This window comes from Bradyrhizobium sp. 1(2017) (genome assembly GCF_011602485.2).
Lineage (GTDB): Bacteria > Pseudomonadota > Alphaproteobacteria > Rhizobiales > Xanthobacteraceae > Bradyrhizobium.
This window is the reverse complement of the sequence record NZ_CP050022.2, coordinates 6695149-6714380: the sequence shown is the minus strand read 5'-3', so window position 1 is coordinate 6714380 and position 19232 is coordinate 6695149. Positions and strand designations below refer to the sequence as shown.

General features: G+C 65.0%; 20 protein-coding genes. 12 read left to right on the top strand and 8 right to left on the bottom strand.

Going from position 1 to position 19232, the window contains the following annotated elements; all coding sequences use genetic code 11:
* From mdcC to HAP40_RS31855, 7 genes are read left to right on the top strand one after another with little or no spacing between them, the layout of a single operon-like run.
* Window positions 1-318 carry a malonate decarboxylase acyl carrier protein gene (mdcC, locus tag HAP40_RS31885; RefSeq protein WP_166813793.1) on the top strand — a complete coding sequence of 106 codons (318 nt, stop codon included), beginning with the start codon at window positions 1-3 and terminating at the stop codon, window positions 316-318.
* Window positions 315-1253, top strand: a complete 939-nt coding sequence (locus tag HAP40_RS31880) for a biotin-independent malonate decarboxylase subunit beta (protein ID WP_166813795.1) — start codon at window positions 315-317, stop codon at window positions 1251-1253. Before mdcC ends, HAP40_RS31880 begins: the two co-directional genes overlap by 4 nt.
* Window positions 1240-1962 (top strand): biotin-independent malonate decarboxylase subunit gamma, encoded by a 723-nt coding sequence (mdcE, locus tag HAP40_RS31875; RefSeq protein WP_166813797.1) that lies wholly within the window; start codon window positions 1240-1242, stop codon window positions 1960-1962. Before HAP40_RS31880 ends, mdcE begins: the two co-directional genes overlap by 14 nt.
* Entirely contained in the window at window positions 1937-2617 is a 681-nt protein-coding gene (gene mdcG / locus HAP40_RS31870; protein ID WP_166819261.1) for a malonate decarboxylase holo-[acyl-carrier-protein] synthase, read from the top strand. Before mdcE ends, mdcG begins: the two co-directional genes overlap by 26 nt.
* Complete coding sequence (gene mdcB / locus HAP40_RS31865; protein WP_166813799.1) at window positions 2614-3495, top strand: triphosphoribosyl-dephospho-CoA synthase MdcB; 882 nt, start codon at window positions 2614-2616, stop codon at window positions 3493-3495. The genes mdcG and mdcB overlap by 4 nt, the downstream gene beginning before the upstream one ends.
* A complete protein-coding gene (locus HAP40_RS31860) occupies window positions 3492-4442 on the top strand; it encodes an AEC family transporter (protein WP_166813801.1) in 951 nt (316 codons plus the stop codon). The genes mdcB and HAP40_RS31860 overlap by 4 nt, the downstream gene beginning before the upstream one ends.
* A 9-nt stretch (window positions 4443-4451) precedes the next feature.
* Window positions 4452-5390, top strand: coding sequence for an acyltransferase domain-containing protein (locus HAP40_RS31855; protein ID WP_166813803.1), 939 nt, complete (start codon window positions 4452-4454; stop codon window positions 5388-5390).
* Window positions 5391-5573: 183 nt separating this feature from the next.
* Here the strand turns inward: HAP40_RS31855 and HAP40_RS31850 are convergent, their stop codons facing one another.
* The 7 genes from HAP40_RS31850 to HAP40_RS31820 all read right to left on the bottom strand — a co-directional run bounded on the left by HAP40_RS31850 (window position 5574) and on the right by HAP40_RS31820 (window position 13501).
* On the bottom strand, window positions 5574-6620 hold the full coding sequence (locus HAP40_RS31850) for a helix-turn-helix domain-containing protein (RefSeq protein ID WP_166813805.1): 1047 nt from the start codon (window positions 6618-6620) through the stop codon (window positions 5574-5576).
* Window positions 6621-6877: 257 nt separating this feature from the next.
* On the bottom strand, window positions 6878-8170 hold the full coding sequence (locus HAP40_RS31845) for an HlyD family secretion protein (protein WP_166813807.1): 1293 nt from the start codon (window positions 8168-8170) through the stop codon (window positions 6878-6880).
* Window positions 8171-8181: 11 nt separating this feature from the next.
* The gene (locus tag HAP40_RS31840; RefSeq protein WP_166813809.1) at window positions 8182-8385 is read right to left on the bottom strand and encodes a DUF1656 domain-containing protein; all 204 of its coding nucleotides are present in this window, start codon (window positions 8383-8385) and stop codon (window positions 8182-8184) included.
* Window positions 8382-10283, bottom strand: coding sequence for an FUSC family protein (locus HAP40_RS31835; protein ID WP_166813811.1), 1902 nt, complete (start codon window positions 10281-10283; stop codon window positions 8382-8384). The genes HAP40_RS31840 and HAP40_RS31835 overlap by 4 nt, the downstream gene beginning before the upstream one ends.
* Window positions 10284-10443: 160 nt before the next feature.
* Window positions 10444-10824, bottom strand: coding sequence for a response regulator transcription factor (locus HAP40_RS31830; RefSeq protein ID WP_166813813.1), 381 nt, complete (start codon window positions 10822-10824; stop codon window positions 10444-10446).
* Between the two features lie 98 nt (window positions 10825-10922).
* A complete protein-coding gene (locus HAP40_RS31825; RefSeq protein ID WP_166813815.1) occupies window positions 10923-11594 on the bottom strand; it encodes a response regulator transcription factor in 672 nt (223 codons plus the stop codon).
* Complete coding sequence (locus HAP40_RS31820; RefSeq protein ID WP_166813817.1) at window positions 11591-13501, bottom strand: ATP-binding protein; 1911 nt, start codon at window positions 13499-13501, stop codon at window positions 11591-11593. The genes HAP40_RS31825 and HAP40_RS31820 overlap by 4 nt, the downstream gene beginning before the upstream one ends.
* 440 nt (window positions 13502-13941) lie before the next feature.
* Here HAP40_RS31820 and HAP40_RS31815 point away from each other — a divergent pair, with 440 nt between their 5' ends.
* The 3 genes from HAP40_RS31815 (at window position 13942) to HAP40_RS31805 (ending at window position 15327) form a co-directional block, all read left to right on the top strand.
* Window positions 13942-14766, top strand: coding sequence for an AraC family transcriptional regulator (locus tag HAP40_RS31815; RefSeq protein ID WP_166813819.1), 825 nt, complete (start codon window positions 13942-13944; stop codon window positions 14764-14766).
* Window positions 14763-14972 (top strand): hypothetical protein, encoded by a 210-nt coding sequence (locus tag HAP40_RS31810; RefSeq protein WP_166813821.1) that lies wholly within the window; start codon window positions 14763-14765, stop codon window positions 14970-14972. Before HAP40_RS31815 ends, HAP40_RS31810 begins: the two co-directional genes overlap by 4 nt.
* Window positions 14973-15087: 115 nt before the next feature.
* On the top strand, window positions 15088-15327 hold the full coding sequence (locus tag HAP40_RS31805) for a DUF3551 domain-containing protein (protein ID WP_166813823.1): 240 nt from the start codon (window positions 15088-15090) through the stop codon (window positions 15325-15327).
* A 78-nt stretch (window positions 15328-15405) separates the two neighbouring features.
* On the opposite strand, the gene HAP40_RS31800 is transcribed toward HAP40_RS31805, so the two are convergent.
* Complete coding sequence (locus HAP40_RS31800; RefSeq protein ID WP_166813825.1) at window positions 15406-17193, bottom strand: peptide ABC transporter substrate-binding protein; 1788 nt, start codon at window positions 17191-17193, stop codon at window positions 15406-15408.
* 307 nt (window positions 17194-17500) lie between these two features.
* Between HAP40_RS31800 and HAP40_RS31795 the strand changes: the two genes are divergently transcribed.
* Together HAP40_RS31795 and HAP40_RS31790 are read left to right on the top strand one after the other, a co-directional pair.
* Window positions 17501-18058: a hypothetical protein gene (locus HAP40_RS31795; protein WP_166813827.1), complete on the top strand. Its 558-nt coding sequence runs from the start codon at window positions 17501-17503 to the stop codon at window positions 18056-18058.
* Between the two features lie 262 nt (window positions 18059-18320).
* Entirely contained in the window at window positions 18321-19115 is a 795-nt protein-coding gene (locus HAP40_RS31790; protein ID WP_166813829.1) for a MetQ/NlpA family ABC transporter substrate-binding protein, read from the top strand.
* The last annotated feature ends 117 nt before the right edge of the window (window positions 19116-19232 follow it).

Below are 19232 nucleotides of genomic sequence, written 5' to 3'. Positions count from 1 at the left end.
ATGGAAGATCTCAGCTTTCAACACCGGGTTCGCGCCCGCGCGGATGGCACGAGGCAGAGCGCCCTTGTCGGCGTAGTCGCCTCGGGCAATCTGGAAGTGCTGGTGGAGCGCGTGTTGCCGGATGAGCAATGCGCCGTCGAGATCAGGACGGCGGCGGTGGGATTCGGCGAGGTCTGGACCGCCGTGATCGATGATTTCGTCGAGCGCTTCTCGCCGGGCGGACTGAAGTTTTCGATCAATGATGGCGGCGCGCGTCCCGACACGGTTTCGCTTCGGCTGGCGCAGGCGGTGCGACTGATCGCGGAGAAGGGCCGATGACCGCCCTGCTCAAGGATATCGTCCCGGCCGAACGGGCCCGCAGCACCAGCTTCAACGAGGCGTCGGCGCGCACGCGACTGGAATTGCTGATCGATGCCGGCAGCTTCGTCGAGTTCATCGGGCCGGAGCAGCGCGAGATCAGTCCGCATCTGAAGATATTCGATCTGCCCGAGCAGTACGACGACGGCATCGTCGTCGGCCACGGCCACCTCGACGGCGCGCCGGTGTTCGTCGCAGCGCAGGAGGGGCGCTTCATGGGCGGCGCCTTTGGTGAGGTGCACGGTGCCAAGCTCACCGGGCTGCTGCGCGCGGCGCGCGAGATCGGCTCGATCCCGGTCGTGATCCTGTTCGACACCGGTGGCGTCCGGTTGCAGGAGGCCAATGCGGGCGAGCTCGCGATCGCCGAGATCATGCGTGCGGTGATGGAGGCGCGGAGCGCCGGCGTGAAGGTCATCGGCCTGATCGGCGGACGCTCCGGCTGCTACGGTGGCGGCGGCCTGATCGCGGGCTGCTGCTCCGCGCTCGCCGTGTCGGAGCCCGGACGCATCGCCGTCTCTGGCCCCGAGGTGATCGAGACCAATCGCGGCGTCGAGGAGTTCGACTCGCGGGACCGGGCGATGGTCTGGCGCACCATGGGCGGCCAGCATCGGCGGCTGCTCGGTGCGGCCGACGTCTTTGCCGACGATACGGTGCAGGATTTTCGCGAGGCCGCGCTCGAGCTGATCGGCTTGATCGGCGCCTTCGATCTTGATCGGTTGAAAGCGGAGCAAGTGCGCCTGGCCGAGCGGTTGCGACGTTTCGGCGCCTGCGGGGACGCCATCGACATCTGGACCGCCGAAGGCATCGCGCATGCGGAAACGGTGCCGGAACTGCCGGCCGACCAGTTCATTGCGCTGGCCAACAAAATCGGGAGGACCAGCCGTGACGCTCGATGACATTCTCGCTTCGCTGTTTCCCGACGGCCATCAGATCGGCAACGATGGCGGCGTCATCGCCGGTGCGGCGACGCTGCGGTCCGGCGGCAGGATGCTCGTCATCGGTGTTGCGGATCGGACCGCGCTCGGCGTCGACGAGGCGATCATTCTGTCCGGACATGTCCTGGAGTCGATCGACCGGGATGCGGGACCAATCCTGGTGCTGGTCGACAGCGACAGTCAGCGCATGAGCAAGCGTGACGAACTGCTCGGGCTCAACGAATTTTTGGCGCATCTGGCGAAAGTGCTGATCCATGCCGACATGCACGGCCGCCCGACCATCGGGCTTCTCTACGGCCACTCGGCCGCAGGAGCCTTGCTTGCGACGGGTCTTGCGACCCGCGTGCTGGTCGGACTGCCCGGTGCCGAACCCGCGGTGATGGACCTGCCGTCGATGGCGAAGGTGACCAAGCTGTCGATCGAGGCCCTCGACGAGAAGGCGAAATCGACGCCGGTCTTTGCCCCTGGTCTGTCCAATCTCGAACAGATGGGCGCAGTTCACATGATCTGGAGCGATGCCGCGCCGCTCGCCGGCCAGTTGGAGGCGCTGCTCGCCGACTTGCCGACTGCGAGGGATCAGCGCGACGCGCTCGGCAAGGAGCGTTGTGGCCGGCCGAAGGCGGCCGATATTGCGGAGCGTGTTCGTGATCTCGCCTTGCAAATCCCTTGAGCGCCCGGCCGGTCGTCACGACCTCGTCTTCGTCAATCCGCAAGGCTGGCGGGCGATGCTCGACCCGCATGGTGACCTCGCGCGCGATCCCCTCGTCCTTTACTGGGCGGAACTGGGGTGGCCGACGATCAGGCGGCGTGCGCTGCCATCCGAGACAGACGGTCTCGCGCTGGGCCTGCCATTGCCCCCATCCGCCGGCAAGAAGCGGCTTTCCTTTCTCGCCGGCCTCGATGACGTCGTCGCGGTTGCGAGGCCTCCGTCGCTGAGGGAAGCATATGCGTCCGCTCCGCCGTGCTGGCGGCCGACGCTCGATCGGCTCGAGGAGCTCGCGCTTCGCCATTCGGCGCCCGCGCGCGTCTTTGGCAGCCTCGCTTGGGAGTCGATGACGGGGCTCGATTACGTAACCGCGAGCTCGGATCTCGACCTCCTGTTCGAGACGCGGCCCGAAACCGACCTGGATCGTCTCGTCGCCGATCTGGCTGCGATCGAGACTGAAGCACCGATGCGGCTCGATGGCGAGTTGATGCGTGCCGACGGCGCGGCGGTGAACTGGCGGGAATTCAGTGCGGGCGCGAGCGAGCTTCTGGTCAAGTGCATCGACGGCGCGACGCTTCTGGACAGGGACCGGTTCATTTCGGGAGCGCCGCGATCATGATCTCCGCTGCCTTGCGAGGCGCTGAACCGTCTGCGCCACGCCTGGCGCGAACTGTGTCCGATGTTTCCGCCATCGGCGATCTCGCGGCCGATTGCCTCGTCATGGAGCTGGAAACCTGGCCGAAGCCGGGGCTCGTGAGCCATGTCGACAATGGCAGCCACGACGACATGGATGCCGGCGCGTTTCGTCGCAGCGCCGCGGCGATCAAGCCATATCTGCAATCCCTTGCCGATGCGGGCGCGCGCGGTTGCGGCATGGGACAGCTGCGGATCATCGGCCTCGAAGCCGAGCGCGCGATGTTTGAAGCGACGGCCGGCGTCAACACGCATCGCGGCGCGATCTTCGGGCTCGGCCTGTTGTGCGCGGCGGCCGGCGCGAAGGCCGGCGGGCTGGTCGATCCGGCGTCGACGCTCGGCGACGGCGTGGCTCGCCTCTGGGGCGCCGGCATCATCGATGGTCCGCTGCTGCTGCACAGCCACGGCAACGCTGCGCGCCGCCGCTTTCAAGCAGGTGGAGCCCGCTTCGAGGCGGCGAACGGGTTTCCCAGCATCTACCGGATCGGCTTGCCGGCCTTGCGGCGGGCGATGTCCGCCGCCCCTGAAGATCGGGAAGCAGCCCGGGTCGAGGCGTGTTTTGCCTTGATCGCGTCCGTCGAAGACACCAACCTGCTGCATCGAGGTGGGCTCGACGGGCTTCGCTTTGCGCACCGCGCGGCGCGCCAGTTCATCGACGCCGGTGGAGTACGCGCCGCGGGATGGCGTGCACACGCCCGATCGATCCATGACAGCTTCGTCGCCCGTCGTCTCAGTCCCGGTGGGTCGGCCGATTTGCTTGCGATGTCGCTCTTCGTCGATGCCCATGAGGCAGCGGAGTCGTGATGTCCAATGCAATCCTGATGGCGCTGGTGCCGGTGTTCTTCGTTCTGCTGCTGGGTTACGCGGCCGGCAGGTTTCATATCGTCGACAATCTGCAGGTCGATGCGCTCAATGCCCTCGTGATGGACTTTGCCGTGCCGGCGTCGCTATTCGCCGCGACCGCATCTGCGTCGCGCAAGGAGATGATCGATCAAATTCCGCTCTTCATCGTCCTGGCCATCACGATGGCGCTGCTTTATGTCGCCTGGTATCTTGCCGCGCGGGGCCTCGCCAAGGTCTCGCGGCCCGATGCGTCGATCCAGGCATTGACGGTCGGCTTCCCGAATCTCGCTGGTGTCGGTCTTCCGATCCTGACCTCCATCGTCGGACCGGCCGGAGTCGTCCCGGTCGCCGTCGCATTGGCGACCGGCTCTATCCTGATCAGCCCGGTGACCCTGATCATCGCGGAAATGGACGCCGCCAAGGCGCGCGGCGAAGACCTTGCGTTACGGCAGATCCTGACCGCGATCGGGCGCGCGGTCACAAAGCCGGTGGTGCTCGCGCCCGCGCTCGGCATCGTGTTCTCGCTATCGAATGTCAGCCTTGATGCGCTCGCCCATGCGTGCCTCGCGCTGATCGGCAGTTCGGCCGCTGGCGTCGCCCTGTTCCTGACCGGCGCCATACTGTCGGCACACCGGTTCCAGCTGAACTGGAAGGTCGCAGCCGCAACGGTGACGGCGGACATCGTTCGGCCGCTGGCCGCCCTTGCAGTCACTCATGTCGTCCCGATCTCGCCCGATATTGCGAGGACGGCCATTCTGCTTGCCGCGGTACCTTCCGGCTTTTTCGGCATCCTGTTTGCCGTCAATTATCGGCTGGATTCCGCGACGGTGGGATCCGTGGTCATCGCGAGCACTGCCGTGAGTGCGGTCACGCTGGCGATCGCGATCGCCATGCTCTTTCCCGGCTAGGCCGCGACAATGACGCTGGCAATCCTGTGCGCGGGACAAGGCAGGCAGCACCGCGACATGTTCGCTCTGACGGGCGACGCGCCGGAAGCTGCGCACCTGTTTGCGCACGCGGCGACATTGCTGAGCGGCAGGGATCCGCGCGACCTCGTGCGCAGCGAAACCGATGAAGCTCTGCATCGCAACCGCGCCGGCCAGATTCTATGCACGGTTCAGGCCCTGGCCGCCGCGGTCGCGCTCGAGGCTTCCATTCCGAAGGGCGTCATCGTCGCCGGCTACAGTGTCGGCGAGGTTGCGGCTTGGGGCGTCGGCGGTCTGTTCAAACCGCAGGACACGCTCGACATCGTGGCACGCCGGGCGGAAGCCATGGATGCCGCCACGTGTCGCGGCGACGGACTGGTCTTCGTGCGCGGACTTTCGCGCGGCGACGTTGACCGGCTTTGCGAGCGCTACGATGCGGCGATCGCCATCGTCAATCCGGGCGACGCCTTCTTGATCGGCGGCAGCCGGGAGGCATTGAACGGGATCGCCGCGGCTGCAAGGGCGATGCATGGACCAAGGGTCGTTGATGTCCCGGTCGAGGTTGCCTCCCACACCCCCAGGCTCGCCGAGGCATCGACCGAGTTCCGCGACATCCTGCGATCGGCATCCGTGGCGTTCCCGCCGGCCGGCGGCGGGCGTGTCCTGAGTGGCATCGACGGCGCGTCCATCGCTTCCGCCGAGGCGGGTCTCGACAAGCTCGCCGCGCAGATCTCGCAAACCGTTCAATGGGAAAGCTGCTTGCAGGCCTGTCTGGAGGCCGGCACCACGGCGTTTCTCGAGCTTGGACCGGGACATGCGCTGAGCGCGATGGTCAGGGGCATCCGGCCCGATCTGCCGGCACATTCGCTGGATGATTTCAGGAGTCTTCAGGGCGTGCGTGCCTGGCTTGCGCAGCATCTCGGCGATTAGACACTCTCATCGATACCGCCCGGCCGCGAACGGCGCGCGATGCGGCCGAAAAAAAAGGGGCCGTCCTTTGGGGGGAAAAGGACGGCCCTAATGCTCGTAGGCCTGGGAGGAGAGGCGCGAGCCGTGACTTGGGGTGTAAGTCACCAACATCTGCAGCATCGCCGATCGGGCGAAAGAAGTATTTCAAGTAATCAGGTTGTTTCTCATTTCGCATGATTCACGAAGCTCCGCCGGCAGGACGCCAGAGATGATCTCCCGCCCGGACGCCGAATCCACGGCAGCCGGCCCGGACGAGACCATTGCGTTCCGGCTGGCGCATCGCCAGCGTGCCGGGGTGTCGCCGGTCATCCGCTTGAAGACGGTGGAGAAATGCGCCTGCGTGCAGAAGCCGACCGCCAGCGCCACCTCGGCCAGGGATGTTTCGGAATTCAACAGCAGGGATTTCGCATGCTCGATGCGCTGGTGCAGCAAGTATTCGCGCGGCCGATAACCGGTCGCGGCGCGGAACTGCGCCGCGAAGTGCATCCGCGATAGTCCCGCGACGCCGGCAAGGTCCGTCAGTCTGATGCAGTGGTCGAAATGTGCCCTGACATATTCCTCGATGCGGCGCAGACGCCATTTCGGCAGGGCATTGACCTTCGCGCGCGGCTGTTCGCGCCGTGCCACATGCATCGCCAGCGTCTGGGCGATGCAGCGCGCGAAGTCCTGGTCGACCAGATGGCCGTGCTCGGTCAGCGCCTTTGCGAGCTGCTCGGCGAATGCATCGCGCAGTAGAACGAGATCGTTCAGGCCGTCGGGCGCGACCGATTCCCTCCCCGATTTCGCAGATGGAATGCAGTTGGCCGGAACGTGGAAGTGCAGGAAGTCGCAGGGCGCATGAAACTGCGCGCAGAGCGGCTTTGACGGTGCGCCGACATACAGCGTGCCCGCCGGCATGATGCCGTCGAATATGGTTCGAGCGCCTCTCGTCAGCTTGAGACGGGTCGTTTTCAGGGCGATGGAGAAGAAGTATCGGTCGTCAGGCGTGATCGCTTCCTCCCGCTTGACGGCCGTCTGCGCATAGGTCCAGCGCGAGATCACGATGTCCTCGCGTGCGTTGCCCGTCCGTTGCTCGGGCTGGCGCCATCTGCGCTCATGGGGGAATGCGCGTGACCCCTGAGGGAGATCCGGGTCGCGAGGGCTGGGTTGATACGTCAACCGGGCGCCCGCCGCTTGCATATCGCTGAACATCGCTCGTCCCATCCTTGGTTCAACTGCTGCGGTGAGCGCAGCTGAACGTCATTGGTCGATGTTCGAACGATAAGTCTGATGCCGTCACAAGGCTCGTTAGAGTTGCTTAAATCGTGTTAGATTTTGCGAATGCGTCGGGTGCGGCGGGAGGTCGCAAGGCGGTCGATTAGAGCAGAAAAATCAAGGGGCTGCGCCGAGCGCCGGTGTGTCATGGCACCGCCGGCTTCGATTCAGGATTGCGATGCAGCGCTTCTCTTTCAGGGAAGGCGGGGCGAGGCATCGATGCCGGGTGTGAGGCCGGGCGCGATCTTTTCCGCTGACGGAACTGCGGGCACCCGCGCGTAGGGAAGCGCGCTCGTCTCGGGAGGCTGTCCGGACGCGGATTGGAGGCAGCCCGGACGGAGTGGATCTCCCGCGCCGAACAGATCGGAGATGGGCGCGACGAGGGTCGCGCGAAGCCGCTGAAGCCAGGTTTGGCGATCATCCGCGTCGGGCTGCCGGACCGTCACTGTGGCCGTCATGCCGGAGACGAGCGGCACGTCCGGCGGCACCGCGTCGATGGCGACGCGAACCGGTACGCGCTGGGCAAGCCGCACCCAGGTGTAGATCGGGTCGACGTTGGGCAAGCCTTGCGTGCCTGCTGCGGCGTTCGATGCGCTGATGCCGCGCGTCACGGTCTTCACGTGTCCGAGAATGGGTCTGGAATAGCCGACCAGCTGCGCCTCCACGCGATCGCCGACGCAGACGCGCGCCATCTTGGTCTCTTCGAAATAGCCGTCGATCCAGAAGCTGTTGGAATCGATGACTGAGATGTTGCTCACGCCGGTCGTGGCAAAGTCTCCGACGCGCAGCAGCAGGTTGGTGACGTAACCGTCGACTGGGCTGACCACATTGGTCCGCTTCAGGTTCAGCTCGGCCTGGGCGAGCTGGTGCGCGGCCGCCTCGAAGGCTGCTTTCGCCTGCGCCGCATTGCCCGCAAAGATCTGCTGCTCCTCCGGCGTCGTGGCCAGATCCGACAGGTGTTGGCGCCGGTCAAACTCGGCCTGCTTCACTTCCAGATCCGCAGCCCGCTGGTCGACCAGCGCTTTCCCGATTCGGACGGCCACTTCGAAGTCGAAGGGGTCGATGACGTAGAGAACGTCGCCCTTGTGAACGAACTGGTTGTCGGCCACCCGCAGCTCCACGATCTTGCCCGGGATCTGCGGCGCGACGTTGGCGACCTGCACGCGAACGCTGCCATTGCGCGTCCAGGGCGCGTTCACGTAGTGCTCCCACGTCGCGATCGCGATCCAGACGGCGAGGAGCGCGATACCGAGGGTCGCAAGATGCTTGCCGGCCCCGGCCATCAGCCGACCGATCGTTCTGCGCGGCGACGTCGTGGATGATGCGGTCTGCCAGGATGGTCCGCCGCCGATGCCGCGGTCGTCGGTACCGCGCGCCATGGGCTCTTCGAGGCCGGAGCCATCGACCGTGTCGGCGGTGCCGGCGCGGACGGGGGCCTGTGCTTCGTCGTCGACCGACGCAGTGTCTCGGGGCAGGGCAGTAGCCATGACTTTTCTCGCTAGAACAACAAGGCGAGCAACCCGAACATCGCTACATAGAGGCTGAGCTCGGCCAGCGACGGGTTGCTGAATAGTCTGCCAAATCCAACCAGCCGCAGCACCGGGCGGAGCAACAGGAACGCCACCAGTGCCATGACCGCGTAGGATATGATGGGGGCGATGAGGACGCCGCCGACGACAAGCTCACGATAGGTGTTCGTCATGGCCGCTCCTCGGTGCCGGAACCGGCGAGGGCCTGCCGCGGTTCGAACGCGACGCTTGTCGAAACCAGCGCGGTCAGGACCGGCTCTACGGAAAGGCGGCGTTGCAACGCCAGCTGGCGCAGCGCCTCGGCGGCGGCCAGCACTGTGCGGCCATTCCGTGAGACCAGGGCGGTTCCCGCGGCACGTGCGGCCTCGGCGAGCGGCCCTGTCGCGAGCCGCTCCAACTCGGCATGGCACCGCCGCAGCGCCACCGTCTGATCGAAGTAGCGCATGGCCTCTGTGACGACCTGCCGGTTGGCCGGCGGGCCGCCGCCGGCCGTCACGATCTGCCCGATGCGCGCGGCATCGCGAAACGCGGCTTCCTCGGGCGCAAGATGCCGGACTTGTCCGGAAACCAAGTTGTTCAGCTCGCGATGCGCCGCGCCGAGCAACAGGCTGATCCGCCGGTCGCCGGACAAGGACGGAAGCACGAGCTGCGCCGCAAACGCCAGAACCGCGGACAGCTGGGCAAACAGGCACGTCACCACAAATGTTTCGGGATCGTAACCCTGCGGGTTGCTTAGCGCGAGCACGGCTAGCGTGAAGACGAGGGTGAGCCGGCCGAGGGATGACCGCGCGGGATTCGGCGATGCAATCAGCAGCGCCAGGCCGATCACGACAGGCGCAAGGCCGATGGCCAGCAGTTGGAACTCGGAGACGCCGTCGAAGACCAGGTACTTCAAGACCCCGGCCAGCGGACAGGCCAGCAGCGTGGCAAAGACCGCCAGCATCGTGAAGCGGCGCGGATCCGGAGCCGTCGAGCTCAAGCCGATGATGACGGCGGCGAGCGCGAGACAGAGCTCTGTCATCGGCCATCCCGCCATCACGAAGATGATTGCAACGAGCATGAAGTGGATCGCGGCCTTGACCCCGCCTTCGGCGGCGATGCGGCGCGATCGGTACAATGGCGCGCGCCATTGCCGCAACGGCTGTATTCCGGCCCGCATGGCCTCGAGGCTGCGCCGCACGTCGGCATTCCTGCGTACGATCTCGCTGTGCAGGTGATCCCGGGCAATCGTCAGCAGGTCGAGGCCGCCGTCATGCGGATCATCCGGCACTGTTGCGGATGCGGCCCGCAGCGCCGCGAATGCGCGGACGAGCGTCAGCTCGTTCACGAGGTCCACCATGGTGGAACGCGCGGCCGCCGTTCGGGCCGTGCCGACGCTCGATTCCGTCGTGAGGCTCGCGATCTCCGGACGCAGCGCCACGACGTCACGCAGCAGATTCGCCGTATCCTGTGCAGATGCAGGTACTCCGCGAATGGCGGCTTGCGCGACATCCACGACGCGGCGATGTAGCGCCTCGAGGCGGCTTGCGAGAACCGGATGATAGTCCGGCGCGGCCAGCACCTCGTTGACCAGCGCCACCGCAAGCACACCGATGCCGATGGCGGCGCCGCGCGCGACGCCGGTGGGAAACACTTGCAGCGGGCTGTCGATCTGCTCGATGGCGATCAGGGCAACGGTGATGCAGCAGAGAGCCGCCGCATAGGCTCGATTCCCATCCAGCATGCCCGCCATATAGACGCACAGTCCGACCCAGATGCCGAATGCCGCGAGCAGCAGACCGCTGGTCTGGGAAAACATGCCGGCGATCGCGATCGATGCCGCTACGCCGATGGCCGTCGCGAGCAGGCGGTAGCCTGCCTTTTCCATGCCTTGCCCGCGTGTCGGCAGTGCCAGGACCGCGACGGTCAAGGCCGACGTCGATGGCGATTCGAGCTCGAGCCAAAAGCTCACATAGAGCGCAATGAGGGTCGCCAGCCACACACGCAGCGCGAAAATCCAGGAACTCGCCGGGAAACCGGCGAAGACCAATGGGCGCGCTTCGGCGACGGCTCCGGTGGCGTTCACTTGCATCGCGCAGCGTCCTTCGGCGGCGCAGGCGGCGCTGCCAATGTCGTGACTTCACGCGACTATGTGACTTGCGCTCATCGCAGGTATTTCCAGGCCGCCAACCTGATTGCCGAAATGCACGTCGGGCATCCGAAGGCGGCCGGTGCGATCATGAAGGGAGAAGTTATTGCCGCGCGTGGCCCGCCAGCGCCTCTTCGAGGCAGCGGATGATCTCGTCGCCGCTCGAGGGCTTGCCGAGATAGCAGTGCGCGCCCGCCGCCATCACGCGCTGGCGCACCGTTTCGCTCGGAAACGCCGTCATGAAGATGATCGGGAAGCGGCGGCCGGAGGCAACCAGCTGCGCCTGCAGCTCGTCACCGGACATGGCCGGCATCTGGACGTCGGCGATCATGCATTCCGGATCGTTCCCCGACGCTTCCTGCAGGAAATCAACCCCGGACTCGTAGGCGTGCGCCTCATAGCCCAGTGAACGCACCAGACTCGCGAGCGACGTGCGAACGCCTTCATCGTCGTCCACGATCGCAATCACCGGGGTCTTGGCCATTGGGGACACATCCTGGCCGCGGTGTTCCGCAAGGAGGATATCTCCCGTTGCGCGGCTGATGTCTTATGCACCGCGGGGCCGCCCTGCCGGAATTATACTCAGGTTTGGTCCGTAGTCCTGCGGGTCTGGGAAACCCCGAGCGCCTCCGCCTTGCGGACGAGGTCGGCCAGCGACTTAACCCCCATCTTGCGCATGACGTTTCCGCGGTGGATCTTGACCGTGATCTCGCTCAGCCCGATCAGGCCTGCGACCTGCTTGTTCATCAGCCCGGCGGTAACATAGCCCATCACCTCGCGCTCGCGCGCCGTCAAGGTCTCGTATTGGGCCCGAATGTCGTCCTTGGTCGCAGCTTCGGCCCGATGCTGTGCATCGCGCTCGAGCGCCGCCGTCACGGCGTCGAGCATATCCTGGTCGCGAAACGGCTTGGAGAGGAAATCGACCGCGCCGGCCTTCATGGCGCGCACCGACATCGGAATGTCGCCATGGCCGGTCATGAAGATGATGGGATAGGTGATGCCCTGCCGGGTCAATTGGCCCTGCAGATCGAGCCCGCTCACGCCCGGAAGCCTGACGTCCAGCACGATGCAGCCGGGGCCGTCGGGGAGCGTGCCGCCGAGCAGTTCGGCCGGCGAGGCGAACAGGCGCGTTTCCAGGCCGACGGAGCGGAACAGGCTGTCGAGCGAGGCACGAATGCCTGCGTCGTCATCGACGATGATGACGACTGAACTGGAGGGTCGGCCCGGCGGATAGGCTTGACTTGGTCGTGTCATGGCGAGGTGTGCTGTTGGCTGAATGGCAGTGTCAGGCGGAATGTCGCTCCCGAGCCGGGGATGCTCTCTGCCGACAACTGGCCGCCGTGAGCTTCCACCGTCGTTCGGCAGATCGCAAGTCCCATGCCCATTCCTCCGTGCTTTGTCGTAAAGAACGGATCGAACAGGCGCCGCAGGTCGTCGGGCCCGATGCCGGGGCCGCTGTCCTGCACCGTAATGACGAGGCTCTCACTATCGACGTTGCCGGTGCGCAGCATGACGGTGCGGGAGCCGGATTGGCCGGACATCGCCTGGCCGGCATTGATCAGCAGGTTGACGAGCACCTGCTGCAACTGGATCCGGTCGCCACGGATCGGCGGCAAGCCAGGTTCCGTCTCGATGGCGAGGACGACGTCGTCCTTCGCGAACTCGCGCGCGACCAGAGCAGTCGCCTCCTCGATGATCTCGCTGATCTGCAGCTCATCCTGCTGGGGCGGGGCCTTCTTCAGGAAATTCCGGATGCGGGACACAATCTCGCTGGCCCGCCGGCCCTGAGCGACGACGTGACCGATCGTGGTCGCGACCTCCTTCAGGTCGGGCACGTCGCGCCGGAGCCATCGCAAGCCGGCTTCGCCGCTGGTTACGATCGCTGCGAGCGGCTGGTTCACCTCGTGGGCAATGGAGGCGCTGATCTCGCCCAGGGTCGCGACGCGCGCCGCGTGCGCGAGATCCGCCTGCGCGGCGAGTAGCGCATCCTGCGCCTGCCTGCGCTCGGTGATATCGATGACGAAGGCGAGCACGTTACGATCTCCATCCGGCCCGGCCGGAAAGGTGATCGTGAACAGCACGGGGACCTTGCGGCCGTCGAGCCTGACGATCTCGGTCTCCCCCTCGTAGAACGGCTCTCCGTTCGCAAAGGCCAGCAAAGCGCCGAGGAAGCTGCGGTCGTTCTCGCCGAGCAACCTGTCCACGTTCGTGATGAAGACCGAAGAGCTGTCCGCGCCCACCATCTTCTGCATGGCCGGGTTGACGTCGGTGATCCTGGCGAGCCGGCGGGCGGAACGGACCACATCGGTATGTCTCGCCAGATGATCGCGCAAGCCGGCGCCGCGAGTATCCAACGCTCCCAGCGTGGCCCGTACGTCGCTCCAGTCTTCCTCCACCACGCCGATCCGGCTTGCATCGAACATCCGGCGATATCGCTGCTCGCTCTGCACCAGCGCGCTGTGCGCCGCCACGCGGTCCGTGACGTCGGTGTGCGTTTCGAGCACGCCGACCGGCTTGCCGAGATGGTCGTGCTGCACGGCCCAGCGGGCATCGACCGTCAGCGTGACGCCGGCCTTCGTACGTTGCTCCACTCTGCCTTCCCAACGGCCGGTCTCGAGCAAAGCGGCCTCGATCGCCTCTCGCCGGTCGGGATAGGTGGTCTGCAACAGTTCGTCGGCGGACCGCCCGAGCGCATCGCTGGCCGGCCAGCCATAGGTCTGTTCCGCGGCCTTGTTCCAGAAGTTGACCAAGCCTGTACGGTCGCGGGCGAAGATCATGTCATGCGAGAGGTTGAGCAGGCGCGCCTGCGCCGCCAGGCGATTGGTTGCGGCATGATTCTGGAGCGCGAGCAGCGTGGTGATGGCGATGGCGGCGAGGCTCACCAGGGCGCGAAAGGCCGGCGATGCGATGGGCTGGAGATCATGCGAGAACAGATATGCCGCGATCGTCAGGACCGCGCAGCCGGTCGCGGCGACGATGATGTCGTTGCGCCGGTTCGTTCTCGCCGCGAGCAGGATCGCAACGACGTAGAGAACGGCGATTGCGCCCTCGAGCGGCGTCAGGACATCGACCAGGAAGACCGCGAGGGCGAGGACAGCGGACCAGAACCGCGAGCCGGCGCGGCTCACGGACGAACCCGTGGCCCGGTCAGGAATCGTCATCGTCGCTGGTCGTCGTTCGCTTCATTCCAGCGGCGTTGATGCCGCGATTTGATCGCGCCGACAACATCTCGGCGCGTGATTTTCGTGCTCTCTTGGAAGACCTCGCGACCGGCTGGACGCGACGCAGCCGATGAGGGGCGAATCCCTCGCAAAACAGCGATTCTCCGCAGGTTTTCCAGGCAATGGCGCGTCAACTTACCGCAGGCGCATCGCGCAACGCATCCGGGTGATTCGCAAATGCGCGGAAGATGTCCGGCTTTCGGCCCGCCCGATGGCCGGGCCGCGATCATACCTAGGTATGATGCGATCAACCCGAGAACCTATCGGTCCACCCGCGCGTAGAATGGAGCGCGCGGCCCGTCGAATTACTCTGCTGCCATGACGTTCGGACAAGCCGGCCAGGCTTCTCCGGATCGAAACGGGGAAATGGAGCTTCGACGATGTCGCTACAGCTGTCTCAGCCGCTCACCACCAACGATCCTGCGATTGGCTCGCTTGATGTCCTGGAACTCGAAAGCCGCAAGCGCGGTCCCTCGGGATATGCCGGCCATGACGGCAACGAGGGCACGAAACTGGCTCTGGTCCATCTCGATGTGGCCCTCGCCATCGAAGCGCCTGCACCGGACGTGCGCAGGTCCGCTCGCGGATCCGGCCTCAGGGTTTCCGCCAATCGCCTCGATCAGGAATGCGGTGCAGGGGAGTCCACGGATCCGGTGATGCGGCGTCTTTCGGACGCGCTTGCGGCGACCGAAGTCATGCATCACCCCCATTCGGCCATCCTCGCCGACGCGCTGCGTCTTGCCATCCTGACCCGCCGCGCCAGCGCGCCGCTCCAACGCAGCGAAGCCGAGCCCGATGTCGAGGAGCGTGAAGGCGGTGGCTGCCGCACCGTGCGGTCCTTGCAGAAATGGCGTCTCAAGCGCGTCATGCAATATGTCGACGAAAATTTGAGCGCGAAGATCACGCTGGAGCAACTCGCTGCCGTTGCCGGGCTCAGCCGGATGCACTTTGCCGCCCAGTTCCGGGTGGCGGTCGGGATGCGGCCTCACGAATATCTGTTGAAGTGCCGGATCGAACGCGCGCAGGATCTGCTGAAGCAAGGCGACGTCTCGCTGGTCGATACCGCGTTGACGGTCGGATTCCAGACCCAGGCGCACTTCACGACGGTGTTCAAGCGGTTCGTCGGTGATACGCCCTATCAATGGCGGAGCGCCTATCTCGCGCAGTTCATGCCGCTGCCGCGCGCGGGAGCAGCTCCGTCATGAGCGAGATCGGCATTCAGGTCCTGATGCTGCCGCTGGCCGGCATCCACGTGGCGACCGCGCACAATGAGGTCACGGGATGGCTCGAGATTGCCCGTGCCGTCGGCAATTCCTATCGCCTGGCATCGTCAGGTTTGGGGGTCGGTCTACTCTATGGCCGCTTCATCTTCACCTTCTGCAGAGCCACCGTCGCGGTCGTCGCGCGCTAGCGCAACAGCCGGGCGATCGAGCAAGCGGCCCCGAGAAGCAACGCCGGCGCCAAGACCGAACGACGCAGTGCCTGAATGCGAAGCCAGGAGAATTACCATGTCGAGGCGCCGACGTGTGATTTCGTTGTTGATGTTCGGCGCGGCGCTCGTGACGATCATCGGTCTTTCCGAGGCGACGCTCGACCCCCCACAAGCCTATATCGATCGGTTCTGCCTCCGCGATGAAGGGCATCAAACCTGCGGCTTTGCAAGGCTGGCCCTGTGCATGAAGAGCATGACGGGTTCGGACGCCGAGTGCGTCCGTGAGGTCGCGAAGGACAAGAACGCAGACCGTGCGGGTCGGCACGAGCATTGAGGCTGCGCCCGGCCGGCGCCGCGCGGCAGCCGATTGTCTCATGAAATGCTCCCGTCCAGCAAGCGTGAGCTCCGGCTCTCAGCTCCGGTGCCAGCTCGCGAGATTCCACGTGATGGTGTCCCAGCCCGAGATATCGACCATGAGGCTGTTGATGCCGGCGTTGACGATGTTGCGCGAGAGCAGCGGCAGGAACACGTGTGCGTCGCAGAAGGTCTCGTCGACCTTGATCAGCAGCGCGGCGCGCTTGACCGGATCGAGCTCGTTCTGCGCGGCCTTGTAGGCCTTGTCGGCTTCGGGATCGGAATAGCGCGAGATGTTGCGGCCCAGCCATTTGTTGTCCTTGGTGGCGATCTCCCAGGAGACGCATTGGTTCAGGAAGCGCTCCGGATCGGGCTGCGGCTGCGTGGTGTTGTACATCTCCATGTCGGCATAGAATTTCGAGTAGGTGTCGGGATTGCCGACGTCGGAGGAGAAGAACACCGACGCGGTGACCGACTTGATCTCGATGTCGATGCCGGCCTTTTCGCAGGCCTGCTTGATGATGGCCTGGGTCTTCTGGCGCGGGGCGTTGGTCGAGGTCTGGAAGACGTATTTGAGCTTCTTGCCGTCCTTCTCGCGGATGCCGTCCGCGCCCTTCTTCCAGCCGGCCTCGTCGAGGATCTTGTTGGCCTTGTCGACGTCGAAGGCGTATTTCAGCTTGGGCGACTTGAACTGCTTTGGCGCGTTGACGAAGCTTGCGGTTGCGACGCCGCCGCGGCCGTAGATGAATTTCTGGATCGAGTCGCGATCGATCAGGAGGTTGATCGCGCTGCGCACGGCCGGATCGGACAGGGTCGGGTGCTTGGTCTTGACGCTCGACCGCTCGCCATCGACGTCGGTCCAGGGGTCGGTGGTGTTGAGGATGATGAACTCGACATTGCCCGACGGCGTGACGTCGAGCTTGCCCTTGCCGCTCGCCTCCATGCGCTTGAGGACCTCCTCCTCCACCTGCATGTTCCAGGCAAAGTCATATTCGCCGGTTTGCAGCACCGCGCGCGCCGCAGACACCGCATCACCGCCACCCTTCATCTCGAGCGTGTCGAAATGCGGCTGGTTCTTGATATGGTAGTCGGGATTGCGTTCGGCGCGGATGAGGTCCCCCGGCTTGAACTCGACGAATTTATAGGGGCCGGTGCCGACCGGCTTCAGATTGGCCGGCGCCTCGCGCGACTTGGCGCCGGCATAGTCGCCGAAATGATGCTTCGGCAGGATCTGGCCGACCGAGCCGACGAACGGATCGGCCCAGAACGGCGTCGGCGCCTTGAAGGTCACCTTGACGGCGTGGTCGTCGATCTTCTCGACCTTGATGTCCTTGTACGATCCCGTGGTATAGGCCGCGGTCGCGAGATCTGCGGCGTATTGCCAGGTGAAGACGACGTCGTCGGCGGTGAAGGGTTTGCCGTCATGCCACTTGACGCCCTGCTTGAGCTTCCAGATCACGCTCATACCGTCCGCCGCAATGCCGCCATTTGCCTTGGTCGGAGTCTCCGCGGCAAGGCAGGGGATGAGATTGCCGTCCTTGTCCCAGCCGGCGAGCGGCTCGAAGAAGACGCGCGAGGCGATCTGGTCCTTCGTGCCGATCGCGAAATGCGGATTGAGCAAGGTTGGGGCCTGCCAGAGCAGGACCTTGAGCGGGCCGCCGCCGCCGGCCTTCGACGGCTTGTATGGGAGTCTGGCGTCGGCCATGGCGACGTCGTGCCAGGCCAGGATCTGACTCGCGATCGGCGCTGCGATCCCGATCGCGGCAACTTTCTGGATGAACGAGCGCCGCGACAGCGTGCCTTGCTTCACTTCCGCGATCAGGCCACGGACTTCGTTTTCGTTCATCGGTCGTCCTCCAGCTCAAAGAAAGCGCGTCGCCAGTCGCGCGCCATCATGTTTCATCTCGGGCGAGGCGGCAATGGACACAAAGCGGCAAAGCCGTGCGACGAAATGGCGAGGTGCGTGCGGCCAGGCCGTGCGATCGGGGCCGTCGTCGGCGCGGTCAAGGTGGGCAGCTTCTGCCGGGACACAATTGCCGGTGCGACACGGCAGTCATCGGGGATTCGCAGTAAGTCCTTGATGGCAATGACCCCATCAGCTGGCATGCGCATTGCACGCAGAACGTGCATTTGCAATGGAGTGGAGTGTTTGCATGAGCGTCAACGGCATGAGCAGCATCGGGGGAAGCGCGGCGAGTTCGCCTTCGTCCGCCGGCCAGGCGAAATCAGCGGGCTCGCAAACCGGCATCTCGACCTTCGCATCCCTGATCAATGACGGCGCGCCTTACGACGAGGTCAAGGTCAATCTGCCGAATGGCATGTCGATCGGTATCGTCCACTTCGGTAGCGGCGGCCTGGACAGTGGCATGCTCAAGTCCATCGAGGACTTCGTGCAGAGATTGGCGAGCCAGGATACGTCGGGACATCCGCCGTCCAGCGTCGATCGCGCGGAGAACGACGACGCGCATGATACGGTCGGGGTCGACAAGATCCATGTCGATCTTCCCAATGGTATCTCGTTCGAGGTCCGTCATTTCTCCGGCGGTCAGGCAACGAACAGCGCCACGGTCATGAAGGAACTCACTGAGGTGGCCGAGGAGCTCGCAGAATCTTTCGCGCATTATTCACCGGCATCGGCCGCGGCGTCAGCCTACGCCGCGCGGCAGGCGACGTTGTCGGGCCGGACCAGCCAAGGCGTATCCGTGGTCTGACCCGCCAACTGAAGAATGGTGGGTTGGAAGAGGCGTGCGACGCATTGCGCTCTCGTGCCACGGATGCAGCGAAGCGCTAACCGGACCGCCGCCTGGGATACCCAGGCGGCGCCGGCGCATGGCACCGTCGCCCTGTGAATTCGTTTCCTGTTTGGTGCCGAATGGAGAAAGTGCGCCCGCCGCAGGCGGCGATTATGGATTTCCATTTCATTGATTTCGCACCGCAGAGAAGCGAATACGGTTCCATCATTGCCGAAGGCCTATGGAGACCAAGATGTCGTTTCGCCTCCACCTGATTCTCTCAACCGTGCTCGCTGCCTGGTCCGCCGTCGCGAGTGCCGAGACCATCAAGATCGGCGTGACGCCGGGACCGCACGCGCAGATCCTGGAAGCGGTGAAGCCGATCGCCGCCAAGCAGGGGCTCGACATCCAATTGATCGAGTTTTCCGACTATGTCGTTCCGAACGCCGCGCTCGATGCCGGCGAAATCCAGGCCAATTCGTTCCAGAACCAACCTTACCTCGACAACCAGAAGGCCGACCGCGGCTACAAGATCGAGGCCGTTGCGCTCACCGTGAACTTCCCGATCGGCGTCTATTCGAAGAAGCACAAGGCTTTCGCCGATATCCCCGAGGGCGGCAAGGTCTCGATCCCCAATGATCCGACCAATGGCGGACGCGTGCTGCTGCTGCTGCGTGACAAGGGCGTGATCAAGCTGAAGGACGGCACCGGCTTCAAGCCGACGGTGCTCGACATCACCGAGAATTCCAAGAAGCTGAAATTCATCGAGGTCGATGCGGCGCAGGCGCCGCGCGCGCTCGACGATGTCGATGCTGCCGCGATCAACACCAATTATGCGACCCAGGCCGGCCTCGACCCCGTCAAGGATCCGATCCTGCGCGAGGACCCGAAAGGCCCGTACGTCAACCTGATCGCCGTTCGTGCCGCCGACAAGGACAAGCCCTGGGTCAAGACCCTCGTGAGCAGCTACCACACGCCGGAGGTCAAGGAGTTCGTCCTGACCAAGTTCAAGGGCGCGGTGCTGCCGAGCTGGTAGGCAATCTGCCCAGGCAAGCTCCAGTGCAGGGCGATCCCGGCGGGCAGCCTTGCGCAATGCCCGCTTGTCCGGACCTGCGGCAACCGACATCATCGGGGCCCATCCTCGCCCGACAGG